Here is a 17,209-nt window from a genome sequence, read left to right on the forward strand (position 1 = left end):
TTCCTTCATTTTACCGATGGTGAGTGTCGCCAGCCGGTCGCTGAAAATGGCGAACCTGGATCTGGAAACCATTACGTAAGCCTACATAGAGGCTTTCCCCGGGAACTAGCCCCGCAGCGATGGCCCAACGGGCCAGGTCTTCCTGCTCGAAACCTAACCAGAGATCGCCACAGGCCTCCCTGGCCCAGCTCTGGTCATGACTACACAATTCTGTTACCAGCAAACTACCGCCGGGTTTTACGTGTTCGGCCAGTTGCCTGAGGGCCTGGGCCGGGACTGCGAAATGATGCAGCACCATGTTGAGGACGACGCAGTCGGCACTGACTTTAGCGTCCGTCAGTGCATCGGCCAGCCTCAGCTCAACGTTAGCCAGCGCCTTGCGCTCGCAGACGCCACGCGCCAGGTCCAGCATCGCCGGGCTGTTGTCCATCGCGATAACCTGGCGGAAGCGCCGGGCCAGCTCTGGGAGAAAGCCGCCGTCGCCGGGGCCTACTTCCAGCGCCGTTGCCTGCGCGCCGAAGCTCAGTTTGTCGAGCAATGTCAGCAGGCTTTCGCTGTACTGCGCCAGACCGGCGATAAGGTCTTGCTGGGCACGAAACTTTTCGGCAGTACGGGCAAAGAAATCCTGGCTAGCCAGTGCACGTTGTCGATGCACCAGGCCTATGCGGCTCTGTACGTCGTCCGGCAGGTTCAGGGTGTCCACTTCATCGAGCAGCGCCGCATGCAGCCTGCCACCCAGCAATTCAGTGTGGGGCAGGGCGCGACGGTAGAAAATCGCATTGCCTTCACGCCGCGTTGCAACCAGATCCGCCTGCGCCAGCACCTTGAGGTGATGGCTCATGCCGGACTGACCGATGGCAAAAATCTGCGCCAGCTCAAGCACGCCGAACGAATCGTTGGTCAGCACACGCAGTACGTTGAGCCGCAAGGGATCGCCGCCGGCCTTGCACAATGCAGAGAGGTCGTCGCATGCATCATGGCGAATGGCAGGTACACGCAGGTTCATAGCTGCGCAGTCTAGAGAGCGATCCGGAGCGCTGCAAGGGCAATATCAAAAAGTTTTGATATTGCTGGATGGGTGGCACCGGTCAGGCATTCTGAACTTGTTACGCTGACGGGTAATCCAGTCTTTACAGGGCAAATAATGTCCGTAACCCCGGAAAAAAGCCTATGGTCGACTATCTGTGATTGCCCCCGGCCTGTCCCTGAGGGAAAATGGCCGTCTTTTTTCCGATCCTAATTTTACAATTCCCAGGAGATCAGCGATGCCAAGCCGTCGTGAGCGTGCCAATGCTATTCGTGCCCTAAGCATGGATGCCGTGCAAAAAGCCAACAGCGGCCATCCGGGTGCCCCGATGGGCATGGCGGATATCGCCGAGGTTCTGTGGCGTGATTATCTCAAGCACAACCCGGCAAACCCCGCGTTCGCTGACCGTGACCGTTTCATCATGTCCAACGGCCATGGTTCGATGCTGGTCTATTCGTTGCTGCACCTGACCGGCTACGACCTGTCCATCGACGACCTGAAAAACTTCCGTCAACTGCACAGCCGCACACCGGGTCACCCCGAGTTTGGCTATACCCCAGGCGTTGAAACCACCACTGGCCCATTGGGTCAGGGTTTTGCCAACGCCGTCGGTTTTGCCGCTGCCGAGAAAACCCTCGCCGCACAGTTCAACCGTCCAGGCCATTCCATCGTTGATCACCATACCTACGTGTTTATGGGTGATGGCTGCATGATGGAAGGTATTTCCCACGAAGTCGCTTCCCTGGCCGGTACGCTGCAGCTGAACAAGCTGATTGCGTTCTACGACGACAACGGCATCTCCATCGATGGCGAAGTCGAAGGCTGGTTTACCGACGATACGCCTAAGCGTTTCGAGTCCTACGGCTGGTTGGTTATCCGCAATGTCGACGGTCATGACCCTGAAGAAATCAAGACCGCCATCGACACCGCGCGCAAGAGCGACAAGCCGACGCTGATCTGCTGCAAGACCACCATCGGCTTTGGCTCGCCGAACAAGCAGGGCAAGGAAGAATCCCACGGTGCGCCGCTGGGTGCGGACGAAATCGCCCTGACCCGTGCGGCCCTGAAATGGAACCACGGTCCTTTCGAAATTCCGGCTGATATCTACGCCGAGTGGAATGCGAAAGAAAAAGGCCTGGCTGCCGAAGCCGAGTGGGATCAGCGCTTTGCTGCCTATTCCGCCGCTTTCCCTGAGCTGGCCAACGACTTCATTCGTCGCATGAGCGGCGAGTTGCCTGCTGACTTTGCAGAGAAATCCGCTGCTTATGTCGCCGAAGTCAACGCCAAAGGCGAAACCATCGCCAGCCGTAAGGCCAGTCAGAACGCCCTGAGCGCACTGGGCCCGTTGCTGCCGGAAATCCTCGGTGGTTCGGCCGACCTGGCCGGCTCCAACCTGACCATCTGGAAAGGCTGCAAGAGCATCACTGGCGAAGACCCCAACGGCAACTACCTGCACTACGGTGTTCGTGAGTTCGGTATGGGCGCCATGATGAATGGTATCGCCCTGCACGGCGGCTTCGTGCCGTACGGCGCAACCTTCCTGATCTTCATGGAATACGCTCGCAACGCGGTGCGTATGGCCTCGCTGATGAAGAAGCGCGTGATCTACGTATTCACCCACGACTCCATCGGTTTGGGCGAAGACGGCCCGACTCACCAGCCGATCGAGCAACTGACCAGCCTGCGTACCACGCCCAACCTGGACACCTGGCGTCCGGCAGATGCCGTGGAATCGGCCGTGGCCTGGAAACACGCCATCGAGCGCAATGACGGTCCATCCGCATTGATTTTCTCGCGTCAGAACCTGACTCACCAAGCGCGTGAACCGCAGCAAATAGATGCCATTGCCCGTGGCGGCTATGTACTGCGTGACTGCGCTGCAGAGCCTGAGCTGATCCTGATCGCGACCGGTTCGGAAGTCGGTCTGGCTGTGCAAGCGTATGACAAGCTGACCGAGCAGGGTCGCCACGTTCGTGTGGTCTCCATGCCATGCACCAGCATCTTCGAAGCTCAGGATGCGGCCTACAAGCAGGCTGTTCTGCCACTGCAGGTCAGTGCACGTATTGCCATCGAAGCGGCTCACGCCGACTACTGGTACAAATACGTGGGTCTGGAAGGTCGCGTGATCGGCATGACCACGTTCGGCGAGTCGGCCCCTGCGTCAGCCTTGTTCGAAGAGTTCGGCTTTACGCTGGAAAACGTCTTGAGCACGGCTGAAGAGCTGCTCGAAGACTGATCAGCTATGTAATGTTGATGTTGTGGGAGCGACCGGGGCGGCGATCCGCCTTGCTCGCGAATGTAGCAACTCGGTAAATCAGCTGCACCGAGTGCTGCCATTCGCGGACAAGTCCGCTCCCACATGACTGTTATTCCCTGGCGAAAACTTCATGCCCCAGCCCCGCCCTTACAAAGTTGCTCTGAACGGTTACGGCCGTATTGGTCGTTGTGTTGTTCGCGCGCTGTGCGAGCGGGGGGCCAAGGCCGGGTTTGAAGTGGTTGCCATCAATGATCTGGCCGACATGGCCAGTCTCGAATACCTCACGCGCTTTGACTCCACACACGGCCGGTTTCCCGGCGAAGTGCGGGTCGAAGGGCAATACCTGCATATCAATGATCACCGGATCAAGGTTCTGCGCAGTGCGACGCCGGAAGGCATCGACTGGGCCGGTCTGGAAGTCGATCTGGTGCTTGAGTGCTCCGGTGTCTACAACACTCGCGAAGACGGCCAGCGCTTTCTGAATGCCGGTGCGCCGAGGGTGCTGTTCTCTCAGCCGATGGCCAGCGAGCGGGATGTCGACGCCACTGTCGTGTTCGGTGTCAACCAGCAGAAGCTGACTGGCCGGGAATTACTGGTCTCCGCAGCGTCGTGTACCACCAATTGCAGTGTGCCGCTGCTGCGTCTGCTGGATCAGGCCATCGGCCTTGAGTACATCACCATCACGACCATCCATTCGGCAATGAATGATCAGCCGGTGATCGACGCCTATCACCACGAAGATCTGCGCCGTACCCGCTCGGCGTTTCAGTCGATCATTCCGGTGTCCACCGGTCTGGCGCGCGGAATCGAGCGGCTGCTTCCGGAACTTGCCGGCCGAATTCAGGCCAAAGCTGTTCGTGTTCCGACCGTCAATGTGTCTTGCCTGGACATTACGCTGCAAATGTCGCGAGACACCGACGCTGTCGAGATCAACCGTATTTTGCGTGAGGCCGCCACCAGCGGCCCGCTCAAGGGACTGCTGGCCTACACTGAGTTGCCGCACGCCAGCTGCGATTTCAACCATGACCCGCATTCGGCGATTGTCGATGCGAGTCAGACCCGCGTTTCCGGTCCCAGGCTGGTCAATCTGCTGGCCTGGTTCGATAACGAATGGGGTTTTGCCAACCGAATGCTCGACGTCGCCGATCACTTTCTGCGCGTCGCTGACCAATAACAGTAAAAAAACAGGAATGCTCATGACCGTCTTGAAGATGACCGACCTCGATCTGCAAGGTAAACGTGTACTGATCCGCGAAGACCTCAATGTCCCGGTAAAGGACGGCGTTGTCAGCAGTGATGCACGTATTCTTGCCTCGCTGCCGACCATCAGGCTGGCGTTGGAAAAAGGCGCGGCCGTCATGGTCTGCTCGCACCTGGGTCGTCCGACCGAGGGCGAGTTCTCTGCTGAAAACAGCCTCAAGCCGGTTGCCGAGTACCTGAGCAAGGCATTGGGTCGTGATGTTCCGCTGGTTGCCGATTATCTGAACGGCGTTGACGTCAAGGCCGGCGACGTCGTGCTGTTCGAGAACGTTCGCTTCAACAAGGGCGAGAAAAAGAACGCCGACGAGCTGGCACAGAAATATGCGGCCCTGTGCGACGTGTTCGTGATGGACGCTTTCGGTACCGCTCACCGTGCCGAGGGCTCGACCCACGGCGTTGCCAAATTCGCCAAAGTGGCAGCGGCAGGCCCGTTGCTGGCCGCCGAGCTTGAAGCGCTGGGCAAGGCCTTGGGCGCTCCGGCTCAGCCGATGACTGCCATCGTTGCTGGCTCCAAGGTGTCCACCAAGCTTGACGTACTCAACAGCCTGAGCGGCATCTGCAATCAGTTGATCGTCGGCGGCGGCATTGCCAATACCTTCCTGGCCGCAGCGGGTCACAAGGTCGGTAAATCGCTGTACGAACCTGACCTGCTCGATACCGCGCGTGCCATTGCCGCCAAGGTCAGCGTGCCATTGCCGACTGACGTGGTGGTTGCCAAGGAATTCGCCGAGAGCGCCACTGCAACCGTCAAGCTGATCGCTGACGTGGCCGACGACGACATGATTCTCGATATTGGCCCGCAAACTGCTGCGCATTTCGCCGAATTACTGAAATCTTCCGGGACTATCCTGTGGAACGGTCCAGTCGGCGTGTTTGAATTCGATCAGTTTGGTGAAGGCACCAAAACGCTGGCCAAGGCCATTGGCGAAAGCCAGGCGTTCTCCATCGCGGGCGGTGGCGACACACTGGCGGCCATCGACAAGTATGGTGTTGCAGAACAGATTTCCTACATTTCGACCGGTGGCGGTGCATTCCTCGAGTTCGTGGAAGGCAAGGTTCTGCCAGCGGTAGAAGTGCTCGAACAACGCGCCAAGGCTTGAATGAAAGCTTTGGACAAGGAGTGGTCAATGGTCAGGGCGTTACCGTGGTTTCTCATCGCAGGTTTGCTGGCCGGTTGCGCGGGCAAACCTGCGGTTGAAGAGGTGGAGAGCGACTCCCCGAGCCAACCGCTCCAGTTAAGCTGTTATCAGGCGGGCTGGCAGGCCGAAACGGTGCCGGTCATCTACAAGCGTGGCGGTCCGCAGGCATGGGATCGTTACGAGTTCATGCCCAGAACAGGCAATGTAGGATGTTTGTGAGCCAGGTCTGAAATCCGTTTGGCAACATTGACGGGCTTGGGCGGTCTTTAAAGAGTGGATATTTTTCCGGCAAAGGAGTTTCGCCATGAAGATCGCTGCCCTGGCTCTGATGAGCTGCGTTGTATTGGCTGGTTGTACCGGTTCTGGCTCACATGCCAAGACCTGTCAGATATTCAGCCCGGCCTCTGTGAATGTGCCGACGACTGAAAACAGTCAACGGGTCGAGGCACATGTAACGGGTGAGCCGGCCGACGACCGTAAACAGGAACAGAACTGCCCCTGACAGTTGAGACGACCGGCATACACCGCGTTTCGCAGGGCAGCCAGGAGATGTAATGAGACGCGTGATTGCCCTTGGGGTTTTGGCAGTGCTTGGCGGTTGTTCGAGCCTGAGCACATCGCAGCACAATGACCCCTGGAACCGTTGGGTGTGTGACAGCAATGCAGAGGTCAACTGGCGCTACATCGATTCGGCCAAAAAGGAAGTCGATGTTCGTCTGAATCAGAGCGATCAGGTGTTCAGGCTCAAGGCTGAACCCGGCGCTGCCAGCGGAACGCTTTACAGCAACAATGTGTTGGCATTCGTCAACAAGGGTAGCGAGGGCCTGATCTATTGGGACGCTACCAACGATCTGATCGGTCGCGGCTGCAAGGCCAGATAAGTCGGATTTCGGGCACACACGCACAGCCTTCGTGGCTGAGCTTATAACTTGAATGGCAGCCGCCACTACGGCAGGCTTGCTCGATTAACGACCCTACCGGGAGAGAGACAGACAATGGCACTTATCAGCATGCGCCAGATGTTGGACCACGCAGCCGAATTCGGCTATGGCGTTCCAGCTTTCAACGTAAACAACCTGGAACAGATGCGCGCCATTATGGAAGCGGCCGACAAGACCGACTCCCCGGTGATCGTCCAGGCTTCTGCCGGTGCCCGCAAATACGCCGGTGCGCCGTTTCTGCGTCACCTGATTCTCGCCGCGATCGAAGAATTTCCGCACATCCCGGTGGTTATGCACCAGGACCACGGCACCAGCCCTGACATCTGCCAGCGCTCGATCCAGCTGGGCTTCAGCTCGGTGATGATGGACGGCTCGCTGCGTGAAGACGGCAAGTCCCCAGCCGATTACGACTACAACGTCGACGTTACCCGTCGCGTGGTGTCCTTTGCTCACGCCTGCGGCGTTTCCGTGGAAGGTGAGCTGGGCGTGCTGGGTTCGCTGGAAACCGGTATGGCCGGTGAAGAAGATGGTGTTGGCGCGGAAGGCGTTCTGGACCACAGCCAGATGCTGACCGACCCTGAAGAAGCGGCTGACTTCGTCAAGCGTACCCAGGTCGATGCCCTGGCCATTGCCATCGGTACCAGCCACGGCGCGTACAAGTTCACCAAGCCGCCTACCGGTGACATCCTGGCGATCGAGCGCATCAAAGAGATCCACAAGCGCATCCCGAACACTCACCTGGTGATGCACGGTTCTTCGTCTGTTCCACAGGAATGGTTGAAGATCATCAACGAGTTCGGCGGCGACATCAAAGAAACCTACGGTGTACCGGTCGAAGAAATCGTTGAAGGCATCAAGCACGGCGTGCGCAAGGTCAACATCGATACCGACCTGCGTCTGGCCTCTACCGGTGCCATCCGCGAATTCATGGCTAAAAACCCAAGCGAGTTCGACCCGCGCAAGTATCTGGCCAAAACCGTCTCGGCCATGCGTGACGTGTGCATCGCGCGCTACGAAGCCTTCGGCACCGCTGGCAACGCCTCGAAGATCAAACCGATCTCCCTGGACGCCATGTTCGAACGCTACGCGCGTGGCGAGCTGGATGCCAAGATCAACTGAGTTGATTGCGCATTGAAAAAACCCGCAGAAATGCGGGTTTTTTTATGTCGGGTCAAAAGTAACTGCGCGGCGAATGAATGTGACGCGGAGCGTCACGAACTGCATTCCCACGCTGGAGCGTGAGGAACGATAATCCCCGCTATCGTGCGACGCTCTGCGTCGCATGCCGTTCCGGACGCTCTGCGTCCTCTCTCGAAAGGCTTAAACGCTCTTCATCACACCCGCACACGCCGCCTTGTACGCTTCGTGCTGATACTTGTTCAGGGTGTCGGGCAGGGCGAAGGTGTGTTTCTTGTTCTGCGCATTGACGGTCTGCGGCGAGATCAGCACCACGTTGCAATCAGACATCAGTTGAAAGATGGTTTCGATCTTGAAGGTGGTCGGGCCGCCAGCGAATTCGCCTTTCTTGCTGCGCTTCTTGATAACCACATGGCTGATGCCGTTTTCACGTACGAAACCGGCGAGTTGCGTGGAGAAGGCTTTGACGTTGGCGGCCTCGTCATCGTCCTCCAGCGCAAGCTTCTTGGTGGCGAGCGGCAAGTGCTCGATGCCGCCATTACGTCGAGTGGCAAGGGCGAATATGGCTTCGCTGCCTTTGATTTCTACACCGCAAATAATCATGAGAAAACCTGATGAGCTCGTTCATATAAAGAAGCAGGTTATCTCATCGTAGACGTTATTCCTGTGCAATCGACTCCAGGTACTCCGAGCGCTCGTCGCTCATGCGCGCAATGCAGTCGTTTTCACTGATGGTGAATGCTTTGCTGCCTGCCGCAGAAGGGAAGACTTCAACGGCGCAATCTGCGTCACGCAGCTTCTCCCAGGCTTGCTGGGCGGTCTTGAGTTTGCTGGTAAAGTCGTTGAATTGCGTCTTGTTGGCAACGAACTGCGACTGAACACGCTTGAGCAGGTTGTTGAAGTTTTCCTTGAGCAATTCTTCTGCAGTCGTGCGGCTGTAAACCGAGCACTCCAGAGTCTGCTTGTCATCGTCAACACCGTCGCAAGGCGAGACATCCGGGTTCTGAGCAGCCTGTACGCCTGTCACAGCCGTTGCCATCAGGGCCAGGGTCAGCAAAAACGTTTTCATCGAGTCGCTCCGATCCATTGATACGCTGGATTCTGTCTCAAGCGCGAGACAATGAACAGGTTTACGACATCGTGGGGCGATACGCCGTCACCCTTTGTCGCATCTTGACGCTTTCGGCAAACCCCCTGTCGTTTTTGCACCCGGTTCACGCGACCCTCCGGCATATGCTGACCCCATTAGCGCCGACAGCCGATTCGGCGCGCCGGAATCAAAAAAGGGGACAGCCTGATGAGCCCAGCCGAATTGCACGCCGACAGCATCGTTATTGACGGGCTGATCATCGCCAAGTGGAACCGCGAGCTGTTTGAAGACATGCGCAAGGGCGGCCTGACCATGGCCAACTGCACGGTGTCGGTATGGGAAGGCTTCCAGGCCACTATCAACAGCATCTGCAGCAGCCAGAAACTGATGCGCGAAAACAGCGACCTGGTCATGCCGGTGCACACTACCGCAGACATTCGCAAGGCCAAGGAACTGGGCAAGACCGGCATCCTCTTCGGCTTCCAGAATGCGCATGCCTATGAAGACCAGATCGGCTACGTCGAGATCTTCAAGCAACTTGGCGTCGGCATCGTGCAGATGTGCTACAACACCCAGAACCTGGTCGGCACCGGCTGCTACGAACGCGACGGCGGGCTGTCGGGTTTCGGTCGTGAGATCGTTGCTGAAATGAACCGTGTCGGGGTGATGTGCGACCTGTCCCACGTGGGTTCGAAAACCTCGGAAGAAGTCATTCTCGAATCGAAAAAGCCGGTCTGCTATTCCCACTGCCTGCCTTCAGGCCTCAAAGAGCATCCGCGCAACAAATCCGACGCTGAACTGAAGTTTATTGCCGACCACGGCGGCTTTGTGGGCGTGACCATGTTCGCGCCGTTTCTGGCCAAGGGCATCGATTCGACCATCGACGATTACGCCGAAGCCATCGAATACGTGATGAACATCGTGGGTGAAGATGCCATCGGCATTGGTACTGACTTTACCCAGGGCCACGGTCAGGAGTTTTTTGAATACCTGACCCACGACAAGGGCTACGCCCGCCGTCTGACCAGCTTCGGCAAGATCATCAACCCGCTGGGCATCCGCACCGTGGGCGAGTTTCCCAATCTGACTGAAACATTGCTCAAGCGCGGTCATTCCGAGCGCGTTGTGCGCAAGATCATGGGCGAGAACTGGGTCAACGTACTGGCCGACGTCTGGGGCGAGTAATCCGCCAGCCACACCTTATCGAATTGAACCCCCGCGGCCTTTCAGGCGGTGGGTGTAACCCGAATCATCTGGAGTTTGACCCCCATGGCTAAAATCGCCCCGCAACTGCCTATCGAAGTCGACAGCGAAACCGGCGTCTGGACCTCCGATGCGTTGCCGATGCTCTATGTGCCCCGGCACTTTTTCGTCAACAACCACATGGGCATCGAAGAAGTGCTGGGTGCCGATGCCTACGCTGACATTCTCTACAAAGCCGGTTACAAGTCCGCCTGGCACTGGTGTGAAAAGGAAGCTGAATGCCACGGCCTGCAAGGTGTTGCCGTGTTCGAGCACTACATGAAGCGTCTGTCGCAACGCGGATGGGGGCTGTTCAAGATTCAGGACATCGATATCGAAAAAGGCACCGCCAGCGTGAAGCTTGAGCACTCCTGTTTCGTGTATGTCTACGGCAAGGTCGGACGCAAGGTCGACTACATGTTCACCGGCTGGTTTGCCGGGGCGATGGACCAGATACTCGCCGCCAGCGGCAGCTCGATCCGTACCGTAGCCGAGCAGGTTTACGGTGGCTCCGAAGAAGGTCACGACGACGGACTGTTTGTCGTCAAGCCGCTGTAAATCGAGGATCGCGTTATGGCTTTCGAAGCGATGTTCCAGCCGATCCAGATTGGCAAACTGACAATCCGTAACCGTGTGTTGAGTACCGCGCACGCTGAGGTTTATGCCACAGACGGCGGTATGACCACCGACCGGTATGTGAAGTACTACGAAGAGAAGGCCAAGGGCGGCATCGGTCTGGCCATCTGCGGCGGCTCATCAAGTGTCGCCATCGACAGCCCGCAAGGCTGGTGGAAATCGGTCAATCTGGCGACCGACAGAATCATCCCGCACTTCCAGAACCTCGCCGACGCCATGCACAAGCACGGCGCCAAGATCATGATCCAGATTACTCACATGGGCCGTCGCTCGCGCTGGGATGGTGATCACTGGCCGACCCTGATGTCGCCGTCAGGCATTCGCGAGCCGGTACACCGTGCGACTTGCAAGACCATTGAGCCGGAGGAGATCTGGCGAGTGATCGGCAACTACGCCAGCGCAGCGGCGCGTGCCAAGGCCGGTGGGCTGGACGGGGTCGAGTTGTCGGCGGTGCACCAGCACATGATCGACCAGTTCTGGAGCCCGCGGGTCAACAAGCGCACCGATGAATGGGGCGGCAGTTTCGAGAACCGCATGCGCTTTGGTCTGGAAGTTATCAAGGCGGTGCGCAAGGAGGTCGGCCCCGACTTTTGTGTGGGCCTGCGCATCTGTGGCGACGAGTTCCACCCCGATGGCCTCAGTCACGAGGACATGAAGCAGATCGCCAAGTATTACGACGACACCGGCATGATCGATTTCATCGGCGTGGTGGGCTCGGGTTGCGACACCCACAACACCCTGGCCAACGTCATTCCAAACATGAGTTATCCACCGGAGCCGTTTTTGCACCTGGCGGCCGGGATCAAGGAAGTGGTCAAGGCCCCGGTGCTGCACGCGCAGAACATCAAGGACCCGAACCAGGCAACGCGAATTCTGGAAGGCGGCTATGTGGACATGGTCGGCATGACCCGCGCGCACATTGCCGACCCGCACCTGATCGCCAAGATCAAGATGGGCCAGATCGATCAGATCAAACAGTGCGTCGGTGCCAACTACTGCATCGACCGCCAGTATCAGGGGCTGGATGTGTTGTGCATCCAGAACGCTGCGACGTCCCGCGAATACATGGGCGTGCCGCACATCATCGAAAAGTCCACTGGGCCGAAACGCAAGGTCGTGGTAGTCGGTGCCGGTCCTGCCGGTATGGAAGCGGCTCGGGTATCTGCCGAGCGTGGCCATGACGTAACGCTGTTCGAGAAAAAGGAGTTCATCGGCGGGCAGATCACTACCGCGTCCAAGGCACCGCAGCGCGACCAGATTGCCGGTATTACGCGCTGGTTCCAGCTGGAGCTGGCGCGCTTGAAAGTAGATTTGCGTCTGGGTGTTGCGGCCGATGGAGCAACCATCCTCGACCTGCGCCCGGACATCGTGGTGCTGGCGGTCGGCGGTCACCCGTTTCTTGAGCAGAACGAACACTGGGGTGCGGCTGAAGGCCTGGTGGTCAGCAGTTGGGATGTGCTGGACGGCAAGGTGGCGCCCGGCAAGAACGTGCTGGTCTACGACACCATCTGCGAGTTCACCGGCATGTCGGTAGCCGACTATCTGGCCGACAAGGGCAGCCAGGTCGAAATCGTCACCGATGACATCAAGCCGGGCGTGGCAATTGGCGGAACCTCGTTCCCGACCTACTACCGCAGCATGTACCCCAAGGAAGTGATCATGACCGGCGACATGATGCTGGAAAAGGTCTATCGCGAGGGCGACAAGCTGGTGGCGGTGCTGGAGAACGAATACACCGGTGCCAGGGAAGAGCGAGTGGTCGATCAAGTGGTGGTGGAAAACGGCGTGCGTCCGGACGAAGCGATCTATTACGCGCTCAAGGAAGGCTCGCGCAACAAGGGCCAGATCGACATCGATGCGCTGTTCGCCATTCAGCCACAGCCTTCATTGAGCCAGCCGGGCGACGGTTACCTGCTGTTCCGTATCGGCGACTGCGTGGCGCAGCGCAATACCCATGCAGCGATCTATGACGGCTTGCGCCTGTGCAAGGATTTTTGAGAACAGCTACAGGTTGCAAGCTTCAAGCTGCAAGTAGAAGCCTTTGCTCGGTGCTTTTTCTTGAAGCTTGCAGCTTGAGGCTTCCAGCTTAAAGCTTGCATCTTGAGGGCAACGTGATGCTAGACACCCTTCTTCCCATCCTGCTGTTCAGCGCCCTGGCCCTTGCGGCGCTGGGTGCGTGGCGGCGGGTGAGCATGTGGCGCAACGGACGGCCCTCGAAAGTCGACTTGCTCGGCGGGCTGCTGGCCATGCCCAAGCGCTACATGGTTGACCTGCACCACGTAGTCGCACGCGATAAATACATCGCCAACACCCATGTTGCCACTGCAGGCGGGGCGGTTGCCTCAATCGTGCTGGCGATTCTGGTGCACGGCTTCGGCCTGCATAACCGCGTTCTTGGCTACGCGCTATTGCTAATGACGGCGGTGATGTTTGTCGGCGCGGTATTTGTCTATAAGCGTCGTCTCAATCCGCCCGCGCGTTTGTCGAAAGGGCCGTGGATGCGTCTGCCGAAAAGCCTCATGGCGTTTTCAGCGAGCTTCTTTCTGGTCACGCTGCCGGTGGCGGGCATTCTTCCCGAGCATTTTGGTGGCTGGGTGCTGGTCGTTATCCTCGGGTTGGGCGTGTTGTGGGGCGTTAGCGAGCTGTTCTTCGGCATGACCTGGGGCGGGCCGATGAAGCATGCTTTCGCCGGGGCTCTGCACTTGGCCTGGCATCGGCGTGCCGAGCGCTTTGCTAGTGGTCGCTCCACGGGCCTGAAACCTTTGGACCTGAACGATCGAACCGCACCGCTGGGTGTGGAGAAACCGCAGGATTTCACCTGGAATCAACTGCTGGGCTTCGACGCCTGCGTGCAGTGCGGCAAGTGCGAAGCGGCCTGCCCGGCGTTTGCGGCAGGCCAGCCACTCAACCCGAAAAAGTTGATTCAGGACATGGTGGTCGGCCTTGCCGGTGGCACCGACGCAAAATTTGCGGGCAGTCCATATCCGTCGCTGGATGGCAAAGGCAAGCCGCTGGGCGAGCATGGCGGCAATCCGCATCAGCCCATCGTCAACGGGCTGGTGGACGCCGAAACGCTGTGGTCCTGCACCACGTGCCGGGCCTGCGTAGAAGAGTGCCCGATGATGATCGAGCACGTCGATGCCATCGTCGACATGCGCCGTCACCTGACCCTCGAAAAGGGCGCGACGCCAAACAAGGGTGCCGAGGTGCTGGACAACCTGATCGCCACCGATAACCCCGGCGGTTTTGCACCGGGTGGTCGGATGAACTGGGCAGCGGATCTGAACCTGAGTCTGCTCAGCGAGAGAAAGAGCGTGGACGTGCTGTTCTGGGTGGGGGACGGCGCGTTCGACATGCGCAATCAGCGCACGCTGCGCGCCTTCGTCAAAGTGCTTAAAGCGGCCAGGATCGATTTCGCCGTGCTGGGCCTCGAAGAGCGCGACAGCGGTGACGTGGCACGGCGTCTGGGCGATGAGGCAACCTTTCAGGTACTTGCCCGACGAAACATTCAGACCCTGGCCAATTACAGCTTCAAGCGTATCGTGACCTGCGACCCGCACAGTTTTCATGTGCTGAAAAACGAATATGGCGCTTTTGGTGGCGACTATCAGGTGCAGCACCACAGCACCTTCATGGCTGAACTGGTGCGCAATGGCGCATTGAGTCTGGGCCAGCACAAAGGTGCCAGCGTGACCTATCACGACCCGTGTTACCTGGGCCGTTATAACGGCGAGTACGAGGCCCCTCGTGACGTGCTGCGTGCGCTGGGTATAGAAATCAGGGAAATGCAGCGCTCGGGCTTTCGTTCCCGCTGCTGTGGCGGTGGTGGCGGCGCGCCGATCACCGATATCCCCGGCAAACAGCGAATTCCCGACATGCGCATGGACGACATTCGTGAAACCGCTGCCGAGGTGGTAGCAGTCGGTTGTCCACAGTGCACGGCCATGCTTGAAGGCGTGGTTGAACCACGCCCGCTGATCAAGGATATCGCCGAGCTGGTGGCCGATGCGCTGATTGAAGAAGTTATCCCCAGCTCGTCTGTTGCCAGCAAACGTGAACCCGCGGAGGTGCACTGATGAGCGACATTATCCGCCGCGACCCTCGTGCCGAGTGGATTGCCCGCAATCGACTGCACCCACTGCATGCCGCCATGCAGCCGGCGCTGAACAGCTGGATGGGACCAAACGGTTTGCTGCGCAAGAACGTGCATGGCCTGGGTTTTATCGGTCCCAACGGTATAAAGCGCATCGACCGCAGCGGCGCTCAGCAGGGTGGCGCGGTCAAGCGTTCGGCCGCTGCCGACGTGCAGTTGCCACTGCATACCATCGTCGAGCCAGCGTTCTATATCACAGTGGTGCCCGATATGGTCGGCGGCCGCCTGAGCAGCCACGATCGCGATCTACTGGGGCTGGCGCGTCAGTTTGCCGGAGCTGAAGGTGCCGTGCTGGCAGTGGTGTTCGGCGAACACAAGGAAACTGCTTTCGACGTTGCTGGCGTGGATCGGTTATTGATTATCGACGGTGCCGGGTTCGACGGTTATTCACCGGAACAGCGCGTGCAAGGATTGCGAGCTGTGGATAACCAGTTCAACCCGCGCCACTGGCTGCTGCCGGACAGCCGCACCGGCGGTGGCGAACTGGGAAGACGTTTTGCCGCCAGCATCGGCGAGCGACCTGCAACGCGGGTCTGGCAGGTCAAGGACCAGCTGTGCATAAGTCGGGCAGGAGCCGGGCGCGAAGACCTGGTTCGGCCTTTGGCCCGTCTGATTCTGGCCGCCGTAGAGTGTGCCGAACCGGTGAGCGAAACCCGCCACGAGGTAGTGCTGGTCGAGTTGTCCACAGGCGTAGCGCGCAGCCTGCCGCGTATCGAAGACCTGGGAGCAGTTGCCGTCGATCCCGGCGTTATCCCCATGGCTGAAGCCGAATTCATTCTGTCTGGCGGCAATGGTGTCAAAGACTGGGACCTGTTTCATCAGGCCGCTTCGGCACTCGGGGCCACCGAAGGGGCGTCGCGGGTGGCGGTGGACGATGGTTTCATGGGCCGCGAGCGGCAGGTAGGCGCGAGTGGCACCTGGGTGACCGCAAGGGTGTATGTCGCCGTCGGTATTTCCGGGGCCATCCAGCATCTGCAGGGCATCGGCGCCTGTGACAAGGTTATTGCGATCAATCTTGATGCGGGGTGCGACATGGTCAAACGCGCTGATCTATCGGTCATCGGCGAGAGCGCCGAAGTGCTCACGGCGTTGATAGCCGCAGTGCAAGCCTGGCGCAGCGGAGGTAAGCGCGATGCAGCCTGAAGTGTCTGTGGATAAGCATGCGGTACAGATCATCAGTCTGGTGTCCATCGGAGCGCACCCGACATCAGGTCGTGCGCGCCGCGCCGAACAGGATGCGCGGGCCGTCGAGCTTGGCTTGCAGCTGGCTGGGGATAACTTGCAGGTACTGCACGCCGGCAATGCCGAAGAACCGGCGCTGCGCGCTTACCTTGGCATGGGGCTCAACGAGCTACATGTGCTGGAGCAACCCGAGGGCGCCGATGCGCTGGTCGCGTTGACTGACTACCTCCGCGATTCTGCCGCACAGGTGGTGCTGGCCGGCAGTCAGGCTGAAACCGGTGAAGGGTCGGGCATGCTGCCTTTTTTGTTGGCTGAAAGGCTGGGCTGGTCACTGGTGACCGGTCTGGCTGAAGTCCAGTCGCTGAACAACGGTACCGCAGTGGTGTTGCAGGCTCTGCCTCGCGGCCAGCGTCGTCGGCTGAAGGTCCGCCTGCCGTTTCTGGCCACTGTGGATAACGCGGCTCCCAAACCTCGGCAGAGCGCGTTCGGGCCTGCACAGCGTGGCACGCTGGACACCGAAATGGTTCAGGTCGTTGCCGATGAGTTATTGACCGACCAAGCGCTGCAGCCAGCCAGACCGCGGCCCAAACGCTTGAAGGTCATCAAGGCCAAGAGCGGCGCTGACCGCATGAAAGCCGCCACCGCCAAGGCCAGCGGCGGCGCAGGCCAAGTGCTGAAGGGGCTGCGCCCGGAAGAGGGCGCAGCCGCGATTCTGAAGCTGTTGATCGATGAGGGCGTCGTAAAGTAAGGCTATGGTCTTGTGCTGCCCTCTTTGATGGGCGGTTTGCCTTTCTGCTCGGAGAGAGGCCGGAAGCAGGCATAGGAAATACTCCCGTCCAGACCACCGCTATTACTGACCTCGACTTTTACATCCGCGTTTTCGTAACTGCGGTTGAAACTCGAAATGGTGATGGGGTAGCAAGATGGCTCGTTTGAACGTCACGCCTGTACGGCCTTGACCAATATTCTTTTCGGGAAGACTTACGCACAATCCCTGTGCGTGTGCCTGTGGATAATGTGTTGGTGGACGTCTGAAGGGCTTTTAGAACGTGACTTTCGGAGTGGTGTTCAAAAAACGATCAATCTAACTCTTTATTTTTATTGCATTTTTTTGTGGATAAATGCGCACTGCCATCTGCCAGCCA

At 58.8% G+C, this 17,209-nt stretch carries 16 protein-coding genes; 13 read left to right on the forward strand and 3 right to left on the reverse strand.

Features of this window, described 5'->3' with window-relative positions:
- Positions 1–10: 10 nt before the first annotated feature.
- On the reverse strand, positions 11–1,006 hold the full coding sequence (locus RYC18_RS14195; RefSeq protein ID WP_316886307.1) for a metalloregulator ArsR/SmtB family transcription factor: 996 nt from the start codon (positions 1,004–1,006) through the stop codon (positions 11–13).
- Between the two features lie 259 nt (positions 1,007–1,265).
- Between RYC18_RS14195 and tkt the strand changes: the two genes are divergently transcribed.
- From tkt to fba, 7 genes are all read left to right on the forward strand, one after another.
- On the forward strand, positions 1,266–3,263 hold the full coding sequence (gene tkt, locus RYC18_RS14200) for a transketolase (RefSeq protein ID WP_316886309.1): 1,998 nt from the start codon (positions 1,266–1,268) through the stop codon (positions 3,261–3,263).
- A gap of 151 nt (positions 3,264–3,414) precedes the next feature.
- Positions 3,415–4,458 carry an erythrose-4-phosphate dehydrogenase gene (epd, locus tag RYC18_RS14205; RefSeq protein ID WP_002555695.1) on the forward strand — a complete coding sequence of 348 codons (1,044 nt, stop codon included), beginning with the start codon at positions 3,415–3,417 and terminating at the stop codon, positions 4,456–4,458.
- Positions 4,459–4,480: 22 nt separating this feature from the next.
- Positions 4,481–5,644: a phosphoglycerate kinase gene (locus tag RYC18_RS14210; RefSeq protein ID WP_005746919.1), complete on the forward strand. Its 1,164-nt coding sequence runs from the start codon at positions 4,481–4,483 to the stop codon at positions 5,642–5,644.
- 27 nt (positions 5,645–5,671) lie between these two features.
- Positions 5,672–5,902, forward strand: a complete 231-nt coding sequence (locus RYC18_RS14215; protein WP_002555693.1) for a hypothetical protein — start codon at positions 5,672–5,674, stop codon at positions 5,900–5,902.
- An 85-nt stretch (positions 5,903–5,987) separates the two neighbouring features.
- Entirely contained in the window at positions 5,988–6,185 is a 198-nt protein-coding gene (locus RYC18_RS14220) for a hypothetical protein (RefSeq protein ID WP_004654900.1), read from the forward strand.
- 52 nt (positions 6,186–6,237) lie between these two features.
- Positions 6,238–6,564 carry an MliC family protein gene (locus RYC18_RS14225; protein WP_002555692.1) on the forward strand — a complete coding sequence of 109 codons (327 nt, stop codon included), beginning with the start codon at positions 6,238–6,240 and terminating at the stop codon, positions 6,562–6,564.
- A gap of 114 nt (positions 6,565–6,678) precedes the next feature.
- Positions 6,679–7,743, forward strand: coding sequence for a class II fructose-bisphosphate aldolase (gene fba / locus RYC18_RS14230; protein ID WP_004654897.1), 1,065 nt, complete (start codon positions 6,679–6,681; stop codon positions 7,741–7,743).
- A 201-nt stretch (positions 7,744–7,944) separates the two neighbouring features.
- Here fba and RYC18_RS14235 read toward each other — a convergent pair whose 3' ends face one another.
- Both RYC18_RS14235 and RYC18_RS14240 read right to left on the reverse strand, forming a co-directional pair.
- Positions 7,945–8,364, reverse strand: coding sequence for a DUF3010 family protein (locus tag RYC18_RS14235; protein WP_003372607.1), 420 nt, complete (start codon positions 8,362–8,364; stop codon positions 7,945–7,947).
- Positions 8,365–8,419: 55 nt separating this feature from the next.
- Complete coding sequence (locus RYC18_RS14240; protein WP_002555668.1) at positions 8,420–8,830, reverse strand: lysozyme inhibitor LprI family protein; 411 nt, start codon at positions 8,828–8,830, stop codon at positions 8,420–8,422.
- Between the two features lie 228 nt (positions 8,831–9,058).
- Here RYC18_RS14240 and RYC18_RS14245 point away from each other — a divergent pair, with 228 nt between their 5' ends.
- The 6 genes from RYC18_RS14245 (at position 9,059) to RYC18_RS14270 (ending at position 16,812) form a co-directional block, all read left to right on the forward strand.
- Entirely contained in the window at positions 9,059–10,036 is a 978-nt protein-coding gene (locus RYC18_RS14245; RefSeq protein ID WP_004663330.1) for a dipeptidase, read from the forward strand.
- Between the two features lie 84 nt (positions 10,037–10,120).
- A complete protein-coding gene (locus RYC18_RS14250; RefSeq protein ID WP_005613912.1) occupies positions 10,121–10,651 on the forward strand; it encodes a DUF5943 domain-containing protein in 531 nt (176 codons plus the stop codon).
- A gap of 15 nt (positions 10,652–10,666) precedes the next feature.
- The gene (gene dgcA / locus RYC18_RS14255) at positions 10,667–12,727 is read left to right on the forward strand and encodes a dimethylglycine demethylation protein DgcA (protein WP_060411250.1); all 2,061 of its coding nucleotides are present in this window, start codon (positions 10,667–10,669) and stop codon (positions 12,725–12,727) included.
- A 116-nt stretch (positions 12,728–12,843) separates the two neighbouring features.
- Complete coding sequence (gene dgcB / locus RYC18_RS14260; protein WP_316886311.1) at positions 12,844–14,805, forward strand: dimethylglycine demethylation protein DgcB; 1,962 nt, start codon at positions 12,844–12,846, stop codon at positions 14,803–14,805.
- Complete coding sequence (locus RYC18_RS14265; protein ID WP_316886312.1) at positions 14,805–16,025, forward strand: electron transfer flavoprotein subunit alpha/FixB family protein; 1,221 nt, start codon at positions 14,805–14,807, stop codon at positions 16,023–16,025. Before dgcB ends, RYC18_RS14265 begins: the two co-directional genes overlap by 1 nt.
- On the forward strand, positions 16,015–16,812 hold the full coding sequence (locus RYC18_RS14270) for an electron transfer flavoprotein subunit beta (protein ID WP_316886313.1): 798 nt from the start codon (positions 16,015–16,017) through the stop codon (positions 16,810–16,812). The genes RYC18_RS14265 and RYC18_RS14270 overlap by 11 nt, the downstream gene beginning before the upstream one ends.
- Positions 16,813–17,209: the final 397 nt, after the last annotated feature.

The sequence above is a fragment of the Pseudomonas syringae group sp. 247E2 genome (assembly GCF_032587795.1).
Lineage (GTDB): Bacteria > Pseudomonadota > Gammaproteobacteria > Pseudomonadales > Pseudomonadaceae > Aquipseudomonas > Aquipseudomonas amygdali.

What these genes read in the sequence shown, in the direction of transcription:
- RYC18_RS14240 (WP_002555668.1), bottom strand. Translation starts at nt 8,830, where the DNA reads ATGAAAACGTTTTTGCTGACCCTGGCCCTGATGGCAACGGCTGTGACA.
- RYC18_RS14265 (WP_316886312.1), top strand. Translation starts at nt 14,805, where the DNA reads ATGAGCGACATTATCCGCCGCGACCCTCGTGCCGAGTGGATTGCCCGC.
- RYC18_RS14235 (WP_003372607.1), bottom strand. Translation starts at nt 8,364, where the DNA reads ATGATTATTTGCGGTGTAGAAATCAAAGGCAGCGAAGCCATATTCGCC.
- RYC18_RS14215 (WP_002555693.1), top strand. Translation starts at nt 5,672, where the DNA reads ATGGTCAGGGCGTTACCGTGGTTTCTCATCGCAGGTTTGCTGGCCGGT.
- dgcB (WP_316886311.1), top strand. Translation starts at nt 12,844, where the DNA reads ATGCTAGACACCCTTCTTCCCATCCTGCTGTTCAGCGCCCTGGCCCTT.
- RYC18_RS14210 (WP_005746919.1), top strand. Translation starts at nt 4,481, where the DNA reads ATGACCGTCTTGAAGATGACCGACCTCGATCTGCAAGGTAAACGTGTA.
- fba (WP_004654897.1), top strand. Translation starts at nt 6,679, where the DNA reads ATGGCACTTATCAGCATGCGCCAGATGTTGGACCACGCAGCCGAATTC.
- dgcA (WP_060411250.1), top strand. Translation starts at nt 10,667, where the DNA reads ATGGCTTTCGAAGCGATGTTCCAGCCGATCCAGATTGGCAAACTGACA.
- tkt (WP_316886309.1), top strand. Translation starts at nt 1,266, where the DNA reads ATGCCAAGCCGTCGTGAGCGTGCCAATGCTATTCGTGCCCTAAGCATG.
- RYC18_RS14250 (WP_005613912.1), top strand. Translation starts at nt 10,121, where the DNA reads ATGGCTAAAATCGCCCCGCAACTGCCTATCGAAGTCGACAGCGAAACC.
- epd (WP_002555695.1), top strand. Translation starts at nt 3,415, where the DNA reads ATGCCCCAGCCCCGCCCTTACAAAGTTGCTCTGAACGGTTACGGCCGT.
- RYC18_RS14195 (WP_316886307.1), bottom strand. Translation starts at nt 1,006, where the DNA reads ATGAACCTGCGTGTACCTGCCATTCGCCATGATGCATGCGACGACCTC.
- RYC18_RS14220 (WP_004654900.1), top strand. Translation starts at nt 5,988, where the DNA reads ATGAAGATCGCTGCCCTGGCTCTGATGAGCTGCGTTGTATTGGCTGGT.
- RYC18_RS14225 (WP_002555692.1), top strand. Translation starts at nt 6,238, where the DNA reads ATGAGACGCGTGATTGCCCTTGGGGTTTTGGCAGTGCTTGGCGGTTGT.
- RYC18_RS14245 (WP_004663330.1), top strand. Translation starts at nt 9,059, where the DNA reads ATGAGCCCAGCCGAATTGCACGCCGACAGCATCGTTATTGACGGGCTG.
- RYC18_RS14270 (WP_316886313.1), top strand. Translation starts at nt 16,015, where the DNA reads ATGCAGCCTGAAGTGTCTGTGGATAAGCATGCGGTACAGATCATCAGT.